Origin of the sequence: Stutzerimonas stutzeri, assembly GCF_000935215.1 — a bacterium.
In the GTDB taxonomy this organism is placed as follows: domain Bacteria; phylum Pseudomonadota; class Gammaproteobacteria; order Pseudomonadales; family Pseudomonadaceae; genus Stutzerimonas.
In genome coordinates, this window is sequence record NZ_JXXD01000338.1 from 1 (window position 1) to 238 (window position 238).

A 238-nucleotide genomic window follows, 5' to 3' on the forward strand; every position below is an offset into this window, starting at 1 on the left:
GATTGCGAGCCGCTGGAGATCCGCCGCGGGCTGCCGGGCGATCCGGGTGACAGCAACAGCCGCTATCTGGAAGCGGCGGTGCAGGGTGTGATCGTCGCCTGCCTCTACCTGCCCAACGGCAACCCGCAGCCGGGGCCGAAGTTCGATTACAAGCTGAGCTGGTTCGAGCGCTTCATCGAGCATGCCGCCGGTCTGCTCGCCAGCGGCCATCCGGTGGTGCTGGCCGGCGACTACAACG

1 protein-coding gene is annotated in these 238 nt (G+C 67.6%); it reads left to right on the top strand.

Annotation, left to right across the window (positions count from 1 at the left end):
• Nucleotides 1-238: exodeoxyribonuclease III (locus LO50_RS23170; RefSeq protein ID WP_044316501.1), on the top strand; the 238-nt coding region annotated here is incomplete at both ends.